18 protein-coding genes are annotated in these 18,131 nt (G+C 67.4%); 4 read left to right on the top strand and 14 right to left on the bottom strand.

Features of this window, described 5'->3' with window-relative positions; translation table 11 throughout:
• Positions 1–34 precede the first annotated feature (34 nt).
• The 12 genes from paaZ to paaA all read right to left on the bottom strand — a co-directional run bounded on the left by paaZ (position 35) and on the right by paaA (position 12,161).
• Positions 35–2,086, bottom strand: coding sequence for a phenylacetic acid degradation bifunctional protein PaaZ (gene paaZ, locus AC3WOS_RS23705; protein WP_492719133.1), 2,052 nt, complete (start codon positions 2,084–2,086; stop codon positions 35–37).
• A 61-nt stretch (positions 2,087–2,147) separates the two neighbouring features.
• Positions 2,148–2,759 carry a phenylacetic acid degradation protein PaaY gene (gene paaY, locus AC3WOS_RS23700; RefSeq protein ID WP_492719132.1) on the bottom strand — a complete coding sequence of 204 codons (612 nt, stop codon included), beginning with the start codon at positions 2,757–2,759 and terminating at the stop codon, positions 2,148–2,150.
• A 19-nt stretch (positions 2,760–2,778) separates the two neighbouring features.
• Entirely contained in the window at positions 2,779–3,999 is a 1,221-nt protein-coding gene (gene pcaF / locus AC3WOS_RS23695; RefSeq protein WP_492719131.1) for a 3-oxoadipyl-CoA thiolase, read from the bottom strand.
• 76 nt (positions 4,000–4,075) lie between these two features.
• Positions 4,076–5,398, bottom strand: coding sequence for a phenylacetate--CoA ligase PaaK (gene paaK, locus AC3WOS_RS23690; protein ID WP_492719130.1), 1,323 nt, complete (start codon positions 5,396–5,398; stop codon positions 4,076–4,078).
• 50 nt (positions 5,399–5,448) lie between these two features.
• A complete protein-coding gene (gene paaI, locus AC3WOS_RS23685) occupies positions 5,449–5,859 on the bottom strand; it encodes a hydroxyphenylacetyl-CoA thioesterase PaaI (protein ID WP_492719170.1) in 411 nt (136 codons plus the stop codon).
• A gap of 97 nt (positions 5,860–5,956) precedes the next feature.
• On the bottom strand, positions 5,957–7,510 hold the full coding sequence (gene paaH / locus AC3WOS_RS23680) for a 3-hydroxyacyl-CoA dehydrogenase PaaH (protein ID WP_492719128.1): 1,554 nt from the start codon (positions 7,508–7,510) through the stop codon (positions 5,957–5,959).
• A 2-nt stretch (positions 7,511–7,512) separates the two neighbouring features.
• The gene (paaG, locus tag AC3WOS_RS23675; protein WP_492719127.1) at positions 7,513–8,304 is read right to left on the bottom strand and encodes a 2-(1,2-epoxy-1,2-dihydrophenyl)acetyl-CoA isomerase PaaG; all 792 of its coding nucleotides are present in this window, start codon (positions 8,302–8,304) and stop codon (positions 7,513–7,515) included.
• Between the two features lie 34 nt (positions 8,305–8,338).
• Positions 8,339–9,418 (bottom strand): 1,2-phenylacetyl-CoA epoxidase subunit PaaE, encoded by a 1,080-nt coding sequence (gene paaE / locus AC3WOS_RS23670; RefSeq protein WP_492719126.1) that lies wholly within the window; start codon positions 9,416–9,418, stop codon positions 8,339–8,341.
• Between the two features lie 5 nt (positions 9,419–9,423).
• Positions 9,424–9,972: a 1,2-phenylacetyl-CoA epoxidase subunit PaaD gene (gene paaD / locus AC3WOS_RS23665; protein ID WP_492719125.1), complete on the bottom strand. Its 549-nt coding sequence runs from the start codon at positions 9,970–9,972 to the stop codon at positions 9,424–9,426.
• The gene (paaC, locus tag AC3WOS_RS23660) at positions 9,973–10,728 is read right to left on the bottom strand and encodes a 1,2-phenylacetyl-CoA epoxidase subunit PaaC (protein ID WP_492719124.1); all 756 of its coding nucleotides are present in this window, start codon (positions 10,726–10,728) and stop codon (positions 9,973–9,975) included.
• Positions 10,729–10,743: 15 nt separating this feature from the next.
• Complete coding sequence (gene paaB / locus AC3WOS_RS23655) at positions 10,744–11,028, bottom strand: 1,2-phenylacetyl-CoA epoxidase subunit PaaB (protein ID WP_492719122.1); 285 nt, start codon at positions 11,026–11,028, stop codon at positions 10,744–10,746.
• A 143-nt stretch (positions 11,029–11,171) separates the two neighbouring features.
• Positions 11,172–12,161 (bottom strand): 1,2-phenylacetyl-CoA epoxidase subunit PaaA, encoded by a 990-nt coding sequence (gene paaA / locus AC3WOS_RS23650; RefSeq protein WP_492719120.1) that lies wholly within the window; start codon positions 12,159–12,161, stop codon positions 11,172–11,174.
• 188 nt (positions 12,162–12,349) lie between these two features.
• On the opposite strand from paaA, the gene paaX reads away from it, so the two are divergent.
• The 3 genes from paaX to AC3WOS_RS23635 all read left to right on the top strand — a co-directional run bounded on the left by paaX (position 12,350) and on the right by AC3WOS_RS23635 (position 15,150).
• Entirely contained in the window at positions 12,350–13,279 is a 930-nt protein-coding gene (gene paaX / locus AC3WOS_RS23645) for a phenylacetic acid degradation operon negative regulatory protein PaaX (RefSeq protein ID WP_492719118.1), read from the top strand.
• Between the two features lie 333 nt (positions 13,280–13,612).
• Positions 13,613–14,272, top strand: a complete 660-nt coding sequence (locus AC3WOS_RS23640; RefSeq protein ID WP_492719116.1) for a TetR/AcrR family transcriptional regulator — start codon at positions 13,613–13,615, stop codon at positions 14,270–14,272.
• On the top strand, positions 14,269–15,150 hold the full coding sequence (locus tag AC3WOS_RS23635; RefSeq protein ID WP_492719115.1) for an alpha/beta hydrolase family protein: 882 nt from the start codon (positions 14,269–14,271) through the stop codon (positions 15,148–15,150). Before AC3WOS_RS23640 ends, AC3WOS_RS23635 begins: the two co-directional genes overlap by 4 nt.
• Before the next feature lie 17 nt (positions 15,151–15,167).
• Here the strand turns inward: AC3WOS_RS23635 and AC3WOS_RS23630 are convergent, their stop codons facing one another.
• Both AC3WOS_RS23630 and AC3WOS_RS23625 read right to left on the bottom strand, forming a co-directional pair.
• A complete protein-coding gene (locus tag AC3WOS_RS23630) occupies positions 15,168–15,422 on the bottom strand; it encodes a hypothetical protein (protein ID WP_492719113.1) in 255 nt (84 codons plus the stop codon).
• 186 nt (positions 15,423–15,608) lie between these two features.
• Positions 15,609–16,694: a TRAP transporter substrate-binding protein gene (locus tag AC3WOS_RS23625; RefSeq protein WP_492719112.1), complete on the bottom strand. Its 1,086-nt coding sequence runs from the start codon at positions 16,692–16,694 to the stop codon at positions 15,609–15,611.
• Between the two features lie 197 nt (positions 16,695–16,891).
• Here AC3WOS_RS23625 and AC3WOS_RS23620 point away from each other — a divergent pair, with 197 nt between their 5' ends.
• Positions 16,892–18,019 (top strand): M14 family metallopeptidase, encoded by a 1,128-nt coding sequence (locus AC3WOS_RS23620; protein WP_492719110.1) that lies wholly within the window; start codon positions 16,892–16,894, stop codon positions 18,017–18,019.
• Positions 18,020–18,131 lie beyond the last annotated feature (112 nt).

Genomic DNA, 18,131 nt, shown 5'->3' with positions numbered 1-18,131 from the left:
GGCCTGGCCCGGTCCGCGCTCGCAGGCGCGCCGCTCAGCCGCGCTTCATCACCAGCGTCAGGATGTCGTAGCTGGCCACCAGCTCCTCGTGCTGGTTGGTCACCTGCACGTCCCACGCCACCACACCCTGGCCCACGCCCTTGTCGTCGGTGCGGTTGCGGTCCACCTTGCGCTTGCAGGTCAGGCGCGCGCGGATGGTGTCGCCGATCGCCACCGGCGTGATGAAGCGCAGGTTGTCGAGGCCATAGTTGGCCAGCACCGGCCCCGGCGCCGGCGACACGAACAGCCCGGCCGCCGCCGACAGCACGAAGTAGCCGTGCGCGATGCGCTTGCCGAACTGGGTGTCGCGCGCGGCGATCTCGTCGAAGTGCATGTAGAAGTAGTCGCCCGACACGCCGCCGAAGTTGACGATATCGGCTTCGCTCACGGTACGGCGGTGGGTCAGCAGCGAGTCGCCCGTCTGCAGATCCTCGAAATACTTGCGGAACGGGTGCTGCTCGCTCTCGCGCACGGCCGCGCCGCGCACATATTCGCCCGTGACGGCGGCCAGCATGGTGGGCGAGCCCTGGATCGCGGCGCGCTGCAGGAAGTGGCGCACGGCGCGGATGCCGCCCAGTTCCTCGCCGCCGCCGGCCCGGCCCGGACCGCCGTGCTTGAGCTGCGGCAGGGGCGAGCCGTGGCCGGTGGAGTCGACGGCCGCCTCGCGCTCCAGGATCAGCACCCGGCCGTGCGAGGCGGCCGCCACCGGCACGGCATACGCCGCCGTGCGCGGGTCCTTGGTCACCAGCGTCGACACCAGGCTGCCCTTGCCGCGCGCGGCCAGCGCCAGCGCTTCGTCCATGCCGTCGTAGGCGATGATGGTGCTGACAGGACCGAATGCTTCCACGTCGTGCACGGCGTCGTTGCGCAGGCCGTCGCGGCACAACAGCAGGGTGGGCGCGAAGAAGGCGCCGTCGGCCACGCCCTCGCCCACCGGCTGGAAGCCGTCGCCGGCGCCGAACACGATCTCGTTGCCCCGGGCCAGCAGGGCCACCCGCTCGGCCACGTCGCGCTGCTGGTCCTTCGAGGCCAGCGCGCCCATGCGCACGCCCTCGACGGACGGGTCGCCCACGCGGACCTTGGCCAGCCGTTCGCGCAGGCGCTCGCCCACGGCCTGCACCTGCTGCCGCGGCACGATGATGCGGCGGATGGCCGTGCACTTCTGGCCCGCCTTGCCCGTCATCTCGCGCGCCACTTCCTTGACGAACAGGTCGAACTCGGGATCGTCCGGCGTCACGTCCGGCGCCAGGATGGCGCAGTTGAGCGAGTCCGCCTCGGCCGTGAAGGGCACCGAGTTGGCCACCAGGTTGGGGGTCACGCGCAGGCGCGCGGCCGTGTCGGCCGACCCGGTGAAGGTCACCACGTCGGCGCCCGTCAGGCGCTCCAGCAGGTCGCCCGTACCGCCGATCACCAGCTGCAGCGCACCTTCCGGCAGCAAACCCGATTCATGCATCATGCGCACCACGGCCTCGGTCAGGTAGCTGGTGGCCGTGGCCGGCTTGCCGATGCAGGGCATGGCGGCCAGGAAGCTGGGCGCGAACTTTTCCAGCAAGCCCCAGATGGGGAAGTTGAAGGCGTTGATGTGCACCGCCAGGCCGCCACGCGGCACCAGGATGTGGGTGCCGGCGAAGCCGCCGTTCTTGCCCAGCGCCATGGCCGGCCCTTCGTGCAGCACGTTCGACGACGGCAGCTCGCGGCTGCCCATGCTGGCGTAGGCAAACAGGGTGCCGGTGCCGCCCTCGATATCGACCCAGCTGTCGGCGCGGGTGGCGCCGGTCAGGTGCGAGATGGCGTACAGCTCTTCCTTGCGGCTGGCCAGGTACAGCGCCAGCGCCTTCAGGCGCGCGGCGCGCTGCTGGAAGTCCATCGCCATCAGGGCCGGCACGCCGGTGCGGCGGGCGTAGGTTACCGCTTCGTCGAAGTCGATCCGCTCGGCGTGGGTGTGGTAGATCACGGCATTGGTCAGGGCGCTGTGCAGCGGCACGGCCGCCTCGGCGCCGAGCCAGCGGCCGCCGATCAGGCTTTGCAGGGTAGTGGTGTGGGCCATACTGGGGTCTCCGTTATTTGGTACAGGTTAGTTCGATGTGCGTTGGCGCCGCGCGCAAGCGTCAGGGCGCCGTGTTCTTGTGCAGGTGCAGCGGCAGCGACGTTTCCCACTCGATGCGCTTGCGGCCGGGCTCCACCTGGGTCAGCGCCTCCACCTCGCGCATGGTCTGCATCGAGCGCACGGCCAGTTCCTGGTACTGCGCCGTGCCGTCGCTCTTCCAGCGGATCTCGTCGTCGCTCAGGGTGCGCAGCACGCGCGCGGGCGAGCCCACGGCCATGCTGCGCGGCGGCACCACCATGCCGGCCTTGACGAAGGCCATGGCCGCCACGATGCTGTCGGCGCCCACTTCGGCCTTGTCCATCACCACCGCGTTCATGCCCACCAGCGCGTTGCGCCCGATGCGGCAGCCGTGCAGCACGGCGCCGTGGCCGATGTGGCCGTCCGCCTCCACCACCGTGTCGCAGCCGGGAAAGCCGTGCATGACGCAGGTGTCCTGCAGGTTGGCGCCCTCCTCCAGGATCAGGCGGCCGAAGTCGCCCCGCAGCGCCGCCAGCGGCCCGATGTAGCAACGGGGTCCGACGATCACGTCGCCGATCAGCACCGCGCTCGGATGCACGTAGGCGGTCGGATGGACCACCGGCGTGACGCCATTGATTTCGTAGACTTTGACCATGCCGCCGCTCCCCTGCGCCTTACACGCGTTCGATAATGAGGGCGATGCCCTGGCCCACGCCGATGCACATGGTGCACAGGCCATAGCGCCCGCCCGTCCGTTCCAGCTGGTTGAGCGCCGCCAGCACCAGCCGCGCGCCGGATGCGCCCAGCGGATGGCCGATGGCGATGGCGCCGCCGTTCGGATTCACATGGGGCGCGTCGTCGGCCAATCCGAGGTCGCGCGTGACGGCCAGGCCCTGGGCGGCGAACGCCTCGTTCAGTTCGATCACGTCCATCTGGCCGATGGTCAGCCCGGTCTGCGCCAGCACCTTCCTGGTGGCCGGCGATGGGCCAAAGCCCATGATGCGCGGCGCCAGGCCGGCCGTGGCCATGCCCACCACGCGGGCCCGCTGCTTCAGGCCGTACTGCGCAGCGGCGGCGGCCGAGGCCAGCAGGATGGCGCAGGCGCCGTCGTTCACGCCCGAAGCGTTGCCGGCGGTGACGCTGCCGTCCGGCCGGACCACGCCTTTCAGCTTGGCCAGCATGGCGAGCGTGGTGTCGGGACGGGGATGTTCGTCCGTGTCCATAATTTTTGACTCGCCCGCCGCCGCTGCGCGTCGGCTTTGTGCCAGCGTGACGGGCACGATCTCGTCGAGGAACACGCCGGCCGCGTGGGCGGCGGCCCAGCGCTGCTGGCTGCGCACGGCGAAGGCATCCTGGTCGGCGCGGCTGATGTTGAATTCATTGGCCACGTTCTCGGCCGTCTCGGGCATGCTGTCGATGCCGTAGCGGGCCTTCATCAGCGGGTTGACGAAGCGCCAGCCGATGGTGGTGTCCTCGATCTTGGCCGCGCGCGAAAAGGCGCTGTCGGCCTTGCCCATCACAAACGGGGCGCGCGTCATGCTCTCGACGCCGCCGGCGATCACCAACTGCGCCTCGCCGGCCTTGATGGCGCGGGCCGCGATGCCCACCGCGTCCAGGCTGGAGCCGCACAGGCGGTTGATGGTGTTGGCCGGCACCTCCACCGGCAGGCCGGCCAGCAGCGCGGCCATGCGGCCCACGTTGCGGTTGTCCTCGCCGGCGCCGTTGGCGCAGCCGTAGTAGACGTCGTCCACGGCGCTCCAGTCGACGCCGGGGTTGCGCGCCATCAGGGCGGCGATGGGCAGCGCGGCCAGGTCGTCGGCGCGCACGCCGGCCAGGGCGCCGCCGTAGCGGCCGAAGGGGGTGCGGATGGCGTCACAGATAAAAGCGTCGTTCACTTGGGCTCCTCAATAGGATGGATAGGGGATGGATAGGCGATGGGGATAGCGTTCGGATCGGGCATGCGGCGGCGCGTCACGGCTTGGGGCGCTTGTCGACCACGCGCTTGGCCTTGCCCGTCAGCGTGCGTTCGATGCTGTTGGCCGCCAGCAGGCGCACCTTGGTGCTCACGCCCACGTAGGTCTTGATGTGGTGTTCCAGTTCGCGCGACAGCGCTTCCGTCTCCAGCTCCGTCAGCCGGCCCGACACTTCAGGGCGCAGCTCGCCGATCACGTCCAGCTTGTCCAGGTGGCCCTCGCGCGACACCACCAGCTGGTACACGGGCGCCAGCTTGGGCATCTTGAGCACCAGTTCCTCGATCTGGCTGGGGAACACGTTCACGCCGCGGATGATCAGCATGTCGTCCGAGCGGCCCGTGATCTTGCCGATGCGGCGCATGGAGCGCGAGGTGGGCGGCAGCAGGCGCGTGAGGTCGCGCGTGCGGTAGCGGATCACGGGCAGCGCTTCCTTGGTCAGCGAGGTGAATACCAGCTCGCCGTCGCTGCCGTCGGGCAGCACCTCGCCCGTGTCCGGGTCGATGATCTCGGGATAGAAATGGTCTTCCCAGATCACGGGACCGTCCTTGCTCTCGATGCACTCGCTGGCCACGCCCGGGCCCATCACTTCGGACAGGCCATAGATGTCGACCGCGTCGATGCCGGCGCGGCGTTCGATCTCGGTGCGCATGGCGTCGGTCCACGGTTCGGCGCCGAAGATGCCGACCTTGAGCGAGCTGGCCGCCGCGTCCAGGCCCTGGCGCTGGAATTCCTCGACGATGTTGAGCATGTAGGACGGCGTGACCATGATGATGGACGGCTTGAAGTCCTGGATCAGCTGCACCTGCTTTTCGGTCTGGCCGCCGGACATGGGGATGACGGTGCAGCCGAGCCGCTCGGCGCCGTAGTGCGCGCCCAGCCCGCCCGTGAACAGGCCGTAGCCGTAGGCGATGTGCACCATGTCGCCGCGCCGGCCGCCGGCCGCGCGGATCGAGCGCGCCACCACGCCGGCCCAGGTGTCGATGTCGTTCTGGGTGTAGCCCACCACGGTCGGCTTGCCGGTGGTGCCGCTGGAGGCGTGCACCCGCACCACCCGCTCCTGCGGCACGGCGAACATGCCGAACGGGTAGTTCTCGCGCAGCTCCTTCTTGCCCGTGAACGGGAAGCGGGCCAGGTCGGCCAGCGTCTTCAGGTCGTCCGGGTGGACCCCGGCCGCGTCGAACGCGGCCTTGTAGTGCGGTACGTTGTCGTAGGCGTGGCGCAGCGACCATTGCAGCCGTTGCAGCTGCAGCGCCTGCAGTTCATCCTTGCTGGCGCGTTCGATCGGCTCCAGATCGTCGGGGCCGGGAATACGGTTTACCATTGCTCTCTCCTCGAGGGCGCCTGGGCGCCCTTGCTGCAATTTGCGGCGGATCAGCCCAGTGACGGCGGTTGTGGCGGCTGCGGCACCACTTCGCCGCTCACGCGGTGCGACTTGCCGCGCATGAGCGCCAGCACCCGCCCGCCCTGGTCGCTGACCCGGATGTCGTAGACCCCGCTCTTGCCGGCCAGCGCCTGCTCCACCGCTTCCGCGGTCAGCACGTCGCCCAGCCGGCCCGGGGCCAGGTATTCGATCGTGCAGCCCGCGCCCACCGTGTTTTGGTTGTGGCTGTTGCACGCAAACGCGAAGGCGCTGTCGGCCAACGCGAAGATAAAGCCGCCGTGGCAAGTCTGGTGCCCGTTCAGCATATCGTCCCGTACCGGCATGCTCATGCGCGCATAGCCGGGACGGATGGAATCGAGTGTCATGCCCAGCGCCTGGCTGGCGCGGTCGCGCGCGAACATGGCGGCGCCGGCTGCTTCGGCCAGCGCCTGCGCCTGCGCCGCCGCCAGTTCCGGCGTCAGCGCGGCCCGCTGGACATGGGTGTCCTTGAGGATGTCCTTATGCATGGATGGCCACTCCCGCCGCCTGCCGGCGGCGCAGCAGCGGCGACACGCGGTAGCGGTCCTCGCCGTAGCCGGCGGCCAGGTGCTGCAGCACGGTGACGACGTGGTCCACGCCCACGGCGTCGGCCCAGGCCAGCGGGCCGCGCGGATAGTTCACGCCCTTCTGCATGGCGATGTCGGCCGCCTGCGCGCTGCACACGCCCTGGTGCACGGCGTCGGCCGCTTCGTTGGCCAGCATGGCCACGGTGCGCATCACGGCCAGCCCCGGCACATCATCGAGCCGGGTGACGGTAAAGCCGGCCGCCTGGAACAGGCCGACGACGGCGTTGAAGGCGGCGGGGCTGCACTGGTCGGCGCAGGCCACGGCGACGCGTTTGGTCGTCGCATAATCGAGCACCAGGTCGAACAGCACCGTGTCGGGATGGCGGTTGTCGCGCGCGCGGGCGGTGGCCGTGCGGCCGTCCGTCAGGTAGACGGCGGCGCCGTTGCAGTGGAAGGCCGGCGCCTCGCCGCCGCCGTGGCCCTCCGGCGCATGACGCTGCGCCACGGCGATGCCGGCAGCCTGCAGGCGGGCCGCCATGGCCTCGGTCGCGGCGCAGTGCGCGCCCGGTTCGGCCGCATAGCTCACGTACTCAGGCCGGGGCTGCGGCGCCTCGGCGCGCGGCTGCGGCGCAGCCGCGCCCTCGCCGTAGGGATAGCAACCGCGGCCCGACTTGCGGCCCAGGAAGCCGGCGTTGACCAGTTCCTGCTGCTGCACGGACGGCGTGAAGCGGGGATCGTTGAAATAAGCCTGGAACACGGACTGGGTGACGGAAAAATTCACGTCATGCCCGATCAGGTCCATCAGCTCGAAAGGCCCCATGCGAAAGCCGCCCGCCTCGCGCAGCACGGCGTCGATGGTGGCCGCGTCGGCGGCCTGCTCGTTGAGCAGGCGCCAGCCTTCCGCATAGAACGGACGGGCCACCCGGTTGACGATGAAGCCCGGCGTGGATTTCGCGTGCACCGGGCTCTTGCCCCAGGCGGCGGCCGTATCGAACACGGTGGCCGCCACGGCAGCGTCCGTGGCCAGGCCGCTCACCACTTCCACCAGCGCCATCAGCGGCACGGGATTGAAGAAGTGCATGCCCACCAGGCGCTGCGGCCGGCGCAACGGAGCGGCGATGGCCGTGACGGAAATGGACGAGGTATTGGTGGCCAGGATGCAGTCGTCGCCGACGATGGCTTCCAGCTGCGTGAACAGGGCACGCTTGGCGTCCAGGTCTTCCACGATGGCTTCCACCACCAGGCCGGCGTCGGCCACGTCGGCCAGCGCGGCGGCGGCCTGCAGGCGGGCGCCGGCGGCGGCCGCATCGGCCGCGCTCATGCGCTCCTTGTCCACCAGCTTGTTGAACATGCCGATGATGCCGGCGATGGCCTTGGCCACGGCTTCCGGCCGGGCGTCGTACAGCTTGACGGTGTAGCCGGCGGCGGCCGCCACCTGGGCGATGCCGCTGCCCATGGCGCCGCTGCCGATCACGGCCACTATGCGCGAAGTCGAAAGGGCCGCCATGCTTAACGCCCCTGGAATTGCGGGGCGCGCTTGGCCATGAAGGCGGCCACGCCCTCGCGGTAGTCGTCGCTGTTACCGAGTTCGCTCATCATGCCGCATTCGAGCGTGAGCTGCTGCTGCAAGGTGTTGGCGGGGCTGGCGTACAGCGCCTGCTTGGTGAAGGCCAGGCCCTTGGTGGGCGCGCTGGCGAAGTGCTTGGCCATGGCGGCCGTCTGCTGCGCCAGTTCCTCGTCCGGCACGCACTTCCAGATCAGGCCCCAGGCTTCGGCCTGTTCGGCGCTGAGCTTTTCGCCCAGCATGGCCATGCCCATGGCGCGCGCCGTACCCACCAGCCGCGGCAGGAAATAGGTGCCGCCCGTGTCCGGGATCAGGCCCAGCTTGCAGAACAGTTCCACGAAGCTGGCCGATTTGGCCGCCAGCACGATGTCGCAGGCCAGCGCCAGGTTGGCGCCGGCGCCGGCGGCCACGCCGTTGACGGCGCAGATCACGGGCATGGGCAGCGCGCGCAGCGACAGCACCAGCGGCGCGTAGTTCTTCTCCACCGAGTCGCCCAGGTCGACGGCCCGCGCGCCCGGCTCCACGGCGCGGTCCGACAAATCCTGGCCGGCACAGAAACCGCGTCCGGCGCCCGTCAGCACGAACACGCGCACGCTCTTGTCGCCGTTGACGCGGTGCATCGCGTGGCGCACTTCGTCATGCATGGCCTGGGTGAAGCTATTGAGCTTGTCCGGGCGGTTCAGGGTGAGCTGGGCTATGCCGTCTTTGATCTCGAACAGGATATTTTCGTAGTTCATGGCGTCTCGCGGTTGGTTGTTCTGTGGATGTCGTTTATTCGGCCTGGTCGAAATCGACCACCAGCTTGTCCGTCACGGGGAAGCTCTGGCAGCTCAGCACGAAACCGCGCGCGATCTCGTAGTCTTCCAGCGCGTAGTTGGCGTCCATGTCGACCTTGCCGTCCACCACCTTGCAGCGGCAGGTGGAGCACACTCCGCCCTTGCAGGAGTAGCGCATGTCGATGCCGGCCCGCAGGCCCGCGTCCAGCACCGACTCCTTGTCTTTGTCCATGGTGAAGGTGGTGTGGTTGCCGTCCATGATGACGGTCACTTCCGTCTCGTGGCGCGCGGCAGCCGGGTCCAGCGCGCGCGGCTTGTGCTGGTGCTTGGGGATGCTGGCGGCGAACAGCTCGATCTTGATGTGCGCCTTGGGCATGCCCGCTTCCTGCAGCGCTTCCGACACGCCGTGCATCATGTCCTCCGGGCCGCAGATGAAGGCCACGTCGTAGTCCCTGATGTCTATCCAGTGCTGCAGGAACTGCTGGCACTTTTGCTTGGTGATGCGGCCGTTGAACAGGTCAATGTCCTGCTGCTCGCGGCTCATCACGTAGGCCAGGTTGAGGCGTTCCAGGTAGAGGTCCTTGAGGTCCGTCAGCTCCTCCTTGAAGATCACGGACGAGGAGGCGCGGTTGCCGTAGAACAGGGTGAAGCTGCTGCCCGGTTCGGCCATCAGCGTGGTCTTGATGATGGACAGGATGGGCGTGATGCCGCTGCCGGCCGCAAAAGCCACGTAGCGGCGCCGGCTCTGCGGATCGAGCGGCACGTTGAAGTGGCCCATGGGCGGCATCACGTCCAGCGTGGCGCCGGCCTTGAGCGTTTCGTTGGCCCAGCTGGAGAACAGGCCGCCGGGGGTGCGCTTGATGGCCACGCGCAGCGTGCCGTCCTGCACCGCCGAGCAGATCGAATAGGAGCGGCGCACGTCCTCGCCGTTGATGTGGGTGCGCAGCGTGAGGTGCTGGCCCTGCTGGAACGCGAAGCTGTCCTGCAGTTCCGGCGGCACGGCGAAGGTGACGGCGATGGTGTCGCGCGTTTCGTTGCGCACCTGCGATACGGACAGCGGATAGAATTTGCTCATGGTGGTCAGTGGCACTTGAAGTAGTCGAAAGGCTCGCGGCAGTCCAGGCACTTGTAGAGCGCCTTGCACGGCGTGGAGCCGAACTGGCTGGTGAGTTCCGTATGGGTGGAGCCGCACTGCGGACAGGCGACAATCGGTTGCGCGCCCAAGCCCGGCAAGGCTCCCCGCTTGACGCTGTTTCTGACGCCAGGGTCGCGCAGGCCGCTGATGTCGATCGCCTGCTGCACGGGCGGCGCGATGCCGTAGCCGCGCAGCTTGGCCTTTCCCGACTCGCTCATCCAGTCCGTGGTCCAGGCCGGCGACAGCTGGTTGACCAGCCGCACTTCGGCCACGCCGTGCACATGCAGCACCCCGGTGACGGCGTCGGCGATCACCTGCATGGCGGGGCAGCCGGAATAGGTGGGCGTGATGGTGACGGTGCAGGCACCGTCGGCGGCCACTTCGACCGCGCGCACGACGCCCAGGTCCACCACCGAGATCACGGGGATCTCAGGGTCGGCCACCTCGGCCAGCCAGGCCCACACTTGTTCGGCGGTGACGGCGGCGGCTTGCATCTACCACTCCGCGCCGGGATAGGCGCGCTGCAGGAACTGCATCTCGGCCAGCAGGTAGCCCAGGTGTTCGCTGTGCACGCCCTGCTTGCCGCCCTTCTGCATCCAGGCGTCCGGCGCCGGCATCACGAGCGTGGCCTCGGCGAAGATGGCGGCCACGTGCTCCAGCCACTGGACCCGCAGCGGTTCGGCGGCCGGCGCCACGCCGGCGGCCACCATGGCCAGGTCGACGGCGTCGTAGTTGAACATCTCGCCCGTGTACATCCACAGCGCGTCGGCCGCGGCCTGGGTCTTGGCGTGGCTCTCGGCGGTGCCGTCGCCCAGGCGCACCACCAGGTCGCCGCTGCGGCGCAGGTGGTAGGTCACTTCCTTGAGCGACTTTTCCGCGATGCCGGCGATGCGCGCGTCCGACGACCTGGTCAGCGCGCCGATCAGGAAGTAATGCCAGGTGTCGAAGTAGAACTGGCGCATCATGGTGTCGGCGTAGTTGCCGTTGCGCTGCTCCACCAGCAGGCAATTGCGGAACTGGTGCGCGTCGCGGTGGAAGGCCAGGCGGTCCTCGTCGCGGCCCGCCCCTTCCAGTTCGCCCGCGTAGCTGAACCACAAACGGGTCTGGCCCAGCAGGTCGAGCGAGACGTTGGTGAGGGCCATATCCTCTTCCAGCGCCGGGCCCTTGCCGCACAATTCGGAGAGGCGCTGGCTCAGCACCAGGGCGTTGTCGCCCAGGCGCAGCAGGTAGTCGAACTTGTTGTCATCCACGTTGTGCGCTCCCGCTTACAGGTTCTTGACTTCTTCCGGCATGGGGAAGAAGGTCGGGTGGCGATATACCTTGCTGTTGGAAGGCTCGAACAGGGCGCCCTTGTCGGACGGGCTGCTGGCGACGATGTCGGCCGCGCGCACCACCCAGATGCTCACGCCCTCGTTGCGGCGGGTGTAGACGTCGCGCGCGTTGTTGACCGCCATCTCGGCGTCGGAAGCGTGCAGGCTGCCCACGTGCTTGTGCGCCAGGCCGTGCTGGCTGCGGATAAACACTTCCCACAATGGCCACTCTTTGCTCATTTCATTCTCCTCTGTTTAATCGTTCCCGCGCGGGCGGGCATGTCGCTGGCTGCGGGCCGCCGGCTGATAACCGCCCGGTGCCCGGTGCCTGCTGCGAACGATGGTGGCGCAGCAGCAGCGGCGCAGCGCCAGCATGACGGCACTTAAGCGGCCGCTTTGACGGTGGCGTGCTTGTCGGCGTAGGCCGTCAGCGCATCGCGGAACCACTGGCCATCCTCGTAGGCCTTGACGCGGGTGGCCAGGCGTTCGCGGTTGCAGGGGCCGTTGCCCTTCAGGACGGCCTGGAACTCGCTCCAGTCGATTTCGCCGAATTCGTAGTGGCCCGTTTCGGCATTGAACTTCAGGTCCGGATCGGGAATGGTCAGGCCCAGGTATTCGGCCTGGGGTACGGTCTGGTCCACCATGCGCTGGCGCAGTTCGTCGTTGGAGAACAGCTTGATGCGCCACTGGGCCGACTGCGCGCTGTTGACCGACTCCGCGTCCGACGGGCCGAACATCATCAGCGACGGCCACCACCAGCGGTTGAGCGCATCCTGCGCCATGGCCTTCTGCTCCGGCGTGCCCTTGGCCAGCGACATCATGATGTCGTAGCCCTGGCGGGCGTGGAACGACTCTTCCTTGCAGACGCGGATCATGGCCCGCGAGTACGGGCCGTAGGAGCAGCGGCACAGGGGAATCTGGTTGATGATGGCCGAGCCGTCCACCAGCCATCCGATGGCGCCCATGTCGGCCCACGACAGCGTGGGGTAATTGAAGATGCTCGAATACTTGGCCTTGCCCGCGTGCAGGGCGGCCAGCAGGTCGTCGCGCGACACGCCCAGCGTTTCGGCCGCGCTGTACAGGTACAGGCCGTGGCCCGCCTCGTCCTGGATCTTGGCCAGCAGGATGGACTTGCGCTTGAGCGTGGGGGCGCGCGTCACCCAGTTGCCTTCGGGTAGCTGGCCGACGATTTCGGAGTGGGCGTGCTGGGAGATCTGGCGCACCAGCGTCTTGCGGTAGGCGTCCGGCATCCAGTCCTTGGCCTCGATCTTGACCCCGGCGTCGATGCGCTCCTGGAAGGCGCGTTCCTCCGCGCCCATGTCATCAAGGTTGCGAACTTGCTTCAGGCCGGTTTCTACCATCTGTGCGTACATGATCGATCTCCAAGTGCGAAGAATTCATCATACGATACGTAATTTTGTTTGGCTACGTTTTTTTTGAGTCACATTAAAATTTCGTATCTTGTCATCTGCAAGTATCAAAATAATGCTGCGCCCAAGCCGGGGCAAAGTAAACTGCTGCCTGGATTGAATCATTAAAATTGCGGAAATAGATCTTGCCCATGACGACTACGATGACCTGCAACGACTGGATAGCCCAATTCCTGGCCACCGATCCGCCCCGCTCCAAGTCGCTGGTGGTGACCATCTTCGGCGACGCCATCGTGCCCCACGGCGGCATGGTGTGGCTGGGCAGCTTGATCAATCTGCTGGAGCCGTTCGGCGTCAACGACCGGCTGCTGCGCACCTCCGTGTTCCGGCTGGCGCAGGAAGGCTGGCTGGGCGCGCAGCGCGACGGCCGCCGCAGTTCCTACGCCATTCCGGCCGACGCCATGGCCCGCTTCAGCCGCGCCTACCGCCGCATTTATGCCCCGCTGCAGACGCACTGGGACGGCAACTGGACCCTGTTATTGAGCGCCGGCGGCAACATCACGCCGGCCGAACGGGGGGCCTTGCGCAAGGAACTGTTGTGGCAAGGCTACAGTATGATCGCGCCCGGCATCTTCGGTCATCCGGCCGCCGAGGCCGACGTGCTGGAAGAGTTGCTGGGCCGGGTGGGCGTGCAAGGCAAGCTGTACGTGTGCCGCGCCAGCACCCTGCCGCAGGTCAGCGCGCGCCCGCTGAGCGACCTGGTGGCCGAAGGCTGGGACTTGTCCGACGTGGAGGCGGGCTACGGCAAATTCATGACGCAGTTCGCGCCGCTGCTGGACTTGCTGCGCGCGCAGCCAGCCATCACCACGACGCAGGCGTTTGTCGTGCGCAGCCTGCTGATCCACGCTTATCGCCGCGTGCAACTGCACGATCCCCAGCTGCCGGTGGAATTGCTGCCGGTCCCGTGGCCGGGGGCCCAGGCCTATGAACTGGCGCGCGACATCTACCGGCTCGTGTTCGCCGAGGCCGAACAGTTCATCATGGCCACCCTGCGCCGCGAGGACGAGGGCGCGCCCGAGGCCGACGACAGCTTCTACCAGCGTTTCGGCGGGCTGCGCTAAGCCGCGCCACCGGCGGCATACATGGGGGTAGTGCGATTTTTCCCGGTTTTTCTAAACCATAGGATTCCATACTAATTCGCTCTCGACGCCACTATTTCATCCTGTTTTTGCCTGATGGCTTCACTATTCCTTACTAAAACCTACTAGACGCTATAGCGCCGCCTAGTACGTTTTAGTATTGCCGCCAAAGTCATTTTAGTAAGCGATAGTGCGATCCCGCGTGCTTCCGCACCGCATAGCGTCATCTAGAAAAAGCCCGTCCCGGCGGTCCCACCACCCCTGCACCCGCGTTTTGGCTTGACTAGAATAAAATTCTAGAACAATATTCTAGCCATGAAGACACCCGACGCCACCGCCCTTCCGCTCGACCGCAAAAGCGCCATCCTGGCCGCCGCCCTGGCCGTATTCGCCGAAAGAGGCATCGAAGCGGCCACCATCGACGACATCCGCCAGCGCAGCCAGGCCTCGGTGGGCAGCATCTACCACCACTTCGGCACCAAGGAAAACATCGCCGCCGCCCTGTTCGCGCAAGGGCTGGACGACTACTGGACCCGGCTGCTGGCCGGCGTGCGCGACGCCGGTGACGCGCGCGCGGCCATCCACACCCTGCTGGCCACCCACCTGGACTGGATCGCGACGCGGCCCGAGCTGGCGCGCTTCCTGTTCGCCCGGCGACAGGCCGTGAGCCCCGCCCATGAACAGGCGATCCGCCAGCAGACGGGCGAGCACTTCAAGACCATGCTGGCCCTGCTCAAACCCTGGTTCCAGCAAGGGATATTGCGCCGGGTCGCGCCCGAGCTGTACGCCCCGCTGCTGCTCGGTCCCGCGCAGGAGCTGGCGCGCCACTGGCTGGGCGGACGGCTGCAGCACGACCCGCGCGACGCCATCGCAGAACTGAGCGCCGCCGCCTGGCGCAGCCTGGCCACGGACGCCGCACTGGCCGCCACCCTTTCCGGCACTGACCACGCCGACCACCAGGAGCCCCGCGCATGACACGCACCCGCCACACCCTCGCCGCCCATGACGGCCACGCCCTGACGGCCTACTGCCACGAGCCGGCGCACGCGGCCCGCGCCCACCTCGTGATCGGCCCCGCGATGGCCGTACCGCAATCGTTCTACGCCGACTTCGCCGCCTTCCTGGCCGGCCAGGGCTACCGGGTATGGACCTTCGACTACCGGGGCATGGGCGAATCGCGGCGCGGCCCGCGGCGCGCCTGCAGTGCCAACATCACGGACTGGATCACGCAGGATTACGACGCCGTGCTGCACCACGCCAGCGCCGCGCGGGACGGCCTGCCCCTGTTCGTGCTCGGCCACAGCCTGGGCGGGCAGACGGTGCCGCTGCTGCCATCGATCGACAAGGTGAGCGGCGTGATCAACATCGCCGTCGGCAGCGGCGCGCTGCGCCACAACCAGCCCGGCGTGCGCCGCATGGCCCCGCTGCTGTGGCACGTGTTCACGCCCCTGCTGTGTCCCGTGTTCGGCTACTTCCCCGGCACCCGCATCGGCGTGGTGGGCGACATCCCGCGCCGCGCCATGTACCAGTGGCGGCGCTGGTGCCTGCAGCCGGAATACCTGCTGCAGGGCGAGCCGGGCGCGCGCGACGCGTATGCGCGCGTGCGCCTGCCCGTGCTGGGCCTGACGTTCAGTGATGATGAGCTGCTGCTGGAAGCGGGATCGAAGATGCTGCACGACGCCTACCGCGACGCCGAAGTCGACTACCGCGTGCTGAGCCCCGGCCAGTTCGGCCTGAAACGCATCGGCCACTTCGGCTTTTTCCGGCGCGAGCAGGAAACCATCCTGTGGCCGCTGGTCAGCGACTGGCTGGGGCAGCGTTGCGCCGCCGCGGCGCTCAGATCAGCGGTTTGACGTTGATACAGGCACCGCTATTTCTGCACCACCTGCTTGGCGCCGGCCAATAAATCGTTGCCCAGTTTCTCCAGCTGCTGCACCTGGATCTGCATCGAGTCGAGGATGGCGACGTTGAAGATGAACTCGGCCGGCGTGGTGTAGCCGGGGAAGCGGATGATTTTCAGCAGTTCGTGCATGCTGGTGCCCTTGCCCAGATGGGCCAGCGCGTCGCTGAGCGCGGTGATTTTTTTCTCCAACTCCTTGACGTGGTTATCGCTTTTGTAGTCCATGGCAATCTCCTGGTGAGTGGAGCCGCGCGGGATCGCGTGGCCTCTACCAACTTAGCAAAGCCGGAGCGACAATGTTAGGGAAAGTTCAATTGTGCGCGACTTGCAAGTCGCGGGGGAACGGGCCGCCGGCAAGCGCCCGGCGGGCGGGCCGGACCGCGCATGGGGCGCGGGCGGCCCGCGGCGCGGCTACTTGCGGCCCATGCTGATCAGATAGTTCTGCATGGTCGCTTCGGCCACCGAGGCCCACTGGTTCTGGTCCTGGCGGAAGCGCTTCCACGGTTCGTAGATCTTCTTGAATTTGGCATTCTTGGCCGCCTCCTCCTCCATCACCTGCTGGGTGACCTTGTAGGCTTCGTCCATGATCTCCTTGGCGAAGGTGTGCAGCTTGACGCCGCCCTTGAGCAGGCGCGCCAGCGCGGCCGGGTTCTTGGCGTCGTACTCGGCCTGCATCACCACGTGGCACTCATAGCTGGCCGCCTCGATGGCGGCCTGGTATTCCTTGGGCAGCTTGTCCCACTCCTTGTGGTTGATGTAGAACGACAGCTGCGGCCCCGCCTCCCACCAGCCCGGCGCGTAGTAGTGCGGCGCCACGCGCGACAGGCCCAGTTTCTCGTCGTCGTACGGCCCCACCCACTCGGCCGCGTCGATGGTGCCCTTTTCCAGCGCCGCGTACAGGTCGCCGGCCGGGATCTGCTGCGGCACCACGCCCATGCGCTCCATCACGCGGCCGGCGAAACCGGCCACCCGCATCTTCAAGCCCTTCATGTCGGCCACGGAGCGGATTTCCTTGCGGTAAAAGCCGCCCATCTGGGTGCCCGTGTTACCGGCCATGAAGTTGACGATGCCGTAGCCCTTGAAGAATTCGCGCATCAGTTCGCGCCCGCCGCCCTGGTCGTACCAGGCCGTCTGCTGGCGCGACGTGAGGCCGAACGGCACCGCGCAGTCGAACGCGAACGTGGGGTCCTTGCCGAAGTAATAGTAGGACGGCGTGTGGCCCATCTCCACCGTGCCGGCCTGCACCGCGTCGAGTACCTGGAAGCCGGGCACGATTTCACCGGCCGCGAAATTGCGGATCACGAATTTGCCGCCCGTGAGCTCGGCCACCCGTTTGGTGAACTTGTCGCAGGCGCCGAAGATGGTGTCGAGCGTCTTGGGGAAGCTGGACGTGAGGCGCCAGCTGACGGCGGGCAGGCTTTGCGCCAGGGCCGGCGCGGCCAGCGCGGCGGCCGTGGCGCCGGCGGCGGATTTGGTCAGGAAGGAACGACGCTGCATGGACTGGACTCCAGATTAAGGTTTCGTTGAAACAACAAGCGGGCCGTTCAGTGTAGAACCATCTTGCCAGACGGGCAATCGGGCGCCCCCCGTTTGCGGGCCGCAGCAGGCCAAAATCAGGCCAAAGCTAGTATCATTGCGACAATTGCGCCACAAGTGCAGTCAACCACCACTCTGAATTCAACAGGACTTTCGTAATGCCTATCAAAATCAGCCATCAATTCGATGCCGGCGCGATCGACGTGCTGCGCGCGGACGACCCGTCCGCCATCGAGCTCAATATCCGCAAGGACTCGCACGCCGCCATCACCCAGTGGTTCTACTTTCGCGTGCAAGGCGCGCGCGAGAGCACGCTCACCATGCGCTTCCTGAACGCCGGCCAGAGCGCCTATCCGGACGGCTGGAAGGATTACGAGGCCGTGGCCAGCTACGACCGCGAAACGTGGTTCCGCGTGCCCACCAGCTTCGACGGCCAGGTGATGACGATCGAGCACACGCCGGACCACGACAGCGTGTACTACGCCTACTTCGAACCCTACTCGTGGGAACGCCACCTGGCCCTGCTCGACAGCGCGCAATTGTCGCCGCTGGTGCAGCTGGTGGACCTGGGCAGCACCGTCGACGGCCGCGACCTCAATATGCTGGTGATCGGCAACCCGGCCGCCGAGAAAAAGGTATGGGTCATCGCCCGCCAGCATCCGGGCGAGACGATGGCCGAATGGTTCGTCGAAGGCATGGTGGAAGCGCTGCTGGACCCGGCCAACCCGTTCGGCCGCCAGTGCCTGACGGAAGCGGAGTTCTACGTGGTGCCGAACATGAATCCGGACGGTTCCGTGCGCGGCAACCTGCGCACCAACGCGGCCGGCGCCAACCTGAACCGCGAGTGGATGACGCCGACCATGGCGCGCAGCCCGGAAGTGTTCCTGGTGCGCGAAAAGATGCACGAAGTCGGTTGCGACCTGTTCCTCGACGTCCACGGCGACGAAGGTCTGCCCTATGTGTTCGTGGCCGGCAGCGAATCGCTGCCCGGGTTCACGGCCGGGCAGGCGGCGGCCCAGCAGCAGTTCATCGCCGACTTCAAGGTCGCCAGCCCGGACTTCCAGGACGAGCACGGCTACGGCGCCACCCCCTTCACGGCCGAGACGCTGACCATGGGATCGCCCTACGTCACCCACGCCTTCGGCTGCCTGTCGCTGACGCTGGAAATGCCGTTCAAGGACAACGCCAACGACCCCGACCCTGAAGCGGGCTGGAGTGGCGCCCGCAGCGCCGAGCTGGGCAAGTCCATCCTGCAACCCGTGCTGCAAGCCCTGCGCGCCCAGTAATTCCATCCAGCGGGGTCAGTTCCGGCATCAAGACACAGACTCAACCGCAAGCGTTCTTGCGGCTGAGCCAGTGCCTGAATGCCGGAACTGCCGCCCCCGGCCAGTAGACCCC

It is taken from the genome of Rugamonas sp. FW305-51 (assembly GCF_058786935.1).
Note: the sequence above shows the minus strand (reverse complement) of the source record. Positions and strands in the feature narration are given on the sequence as shown.

Excerpts from the sequence above, each read along its gene's own strand:
- paaA (WP_492719120.1), bottom strand. The coding sequence starts at position 12,161 with ATGTACGCACAGATGGTAGAAACCGGCCTGAAGCAAGTTCGCAACCTT.
- paaE (WP_492719126.1), bottom strand. The coding sequence starts at position 9,418 with ATGAGCAAATTCTATCCGCTGTCCGTATCGCAGGTGCGCAACGAAACG.
- paaI (WP_492719170.1), bottom strand. The coding sequence starts at position 5,859 with ATGTTCGCGCGCGACCGCGCCAGCCAGGCGCTGGGCATGACACTCGAT.
- paaK (WP_492719130.1), bottom strand. The coding sequence starts at position 5,398 with ATGGTAAACCGTATTCCCGGCCCCGACGATCTGGAGCCGATCGAACGC.
- paaB (WP_492719122.1), bottom strand. The coding sequence starts at position 11,028 with ATGAGCAAAGAGTGGCCATTGTGGGAAGTGTTTATCCGCAGCCAGCAC.
- paaX (WP_492719118.1), top strand. The coding sequence starts at position 12,350 with ATGACGACTACGATGACCTGCAACGACTGGATAGCCCAATTCCTGGCC.
- paaD (WP_492719125.1), bottom strand. The coding sequence starts at position 9,972 with ATGCAAGCCGCCGCCGTCACCGCCGAACAAGTGTGGGCCTGGCTGGCC.
- AC3WOS_RS23635 (WP_492719115.1), top strand. The coding sequence starts at position 14,269 with ATGACACGCACCCGCCACACCCTCGCCGCCCATGACGGCCACGCCCTG.
- paaZ (WP_492719133.1), bottom strand. The coding sequence starts at position 2,086 with ATGGCCCACACCACTACCCTGCAAAGCCTGATCGGCGGCCGCTGGCTC.
- AC3WOS_RS23625 (WP_492719112.1), bottom strand. The coding sequence starts at position 16,694 with ATGCAGCGTCGTTCCTTCCTGACCAAATCCGCCGCCGGCGCCACGGCC.
- paaG (WP_492719127.1), bottom strand. The coding sequence starts at position 8,304 with ATGAACTACGAAAATATCCTGTTCGAGATCAAAGACGGCATAGCCCAG.
- AC3WOS_RS23640 (WP_492719116.1), top strand. The coding sequence starts at position 13,613 with ATGAAGACACCCGACGCCACCGCCCTTCCGCTCGACCGCAAAAGCGCC.
- paaH (WP_492719128.1), bottom strand. The coding sequence starts at position 7,510 with ATGGCGGCCCTTTCGACTTCGCGCATAGTGGCCGTGATCGGCAGCGGC.
- AC3WOS_RS23620 (WP_492719110.1), top strand. The coding sequence starts at position 16,892 with ATGCCTATCAAAATCAGCCATCAATTCGATGCCGGCGCGATCGACGTG.
- AC3WOS_RS23630 (WP_492719113.1), bottom strand. The coding sequence starts at position 15,422 with ATGGACTACAAAAGCGATAACCACGTCAAGGAGTTGGAGAAAAAAATC.
- paaY (WP_492719132.1), bottom strand. The coding sequence starts at position 2,759 with ATGGTCAAAGTCTACGAAATCAATGGCGTCACGCCGGTGGTCCATCCG.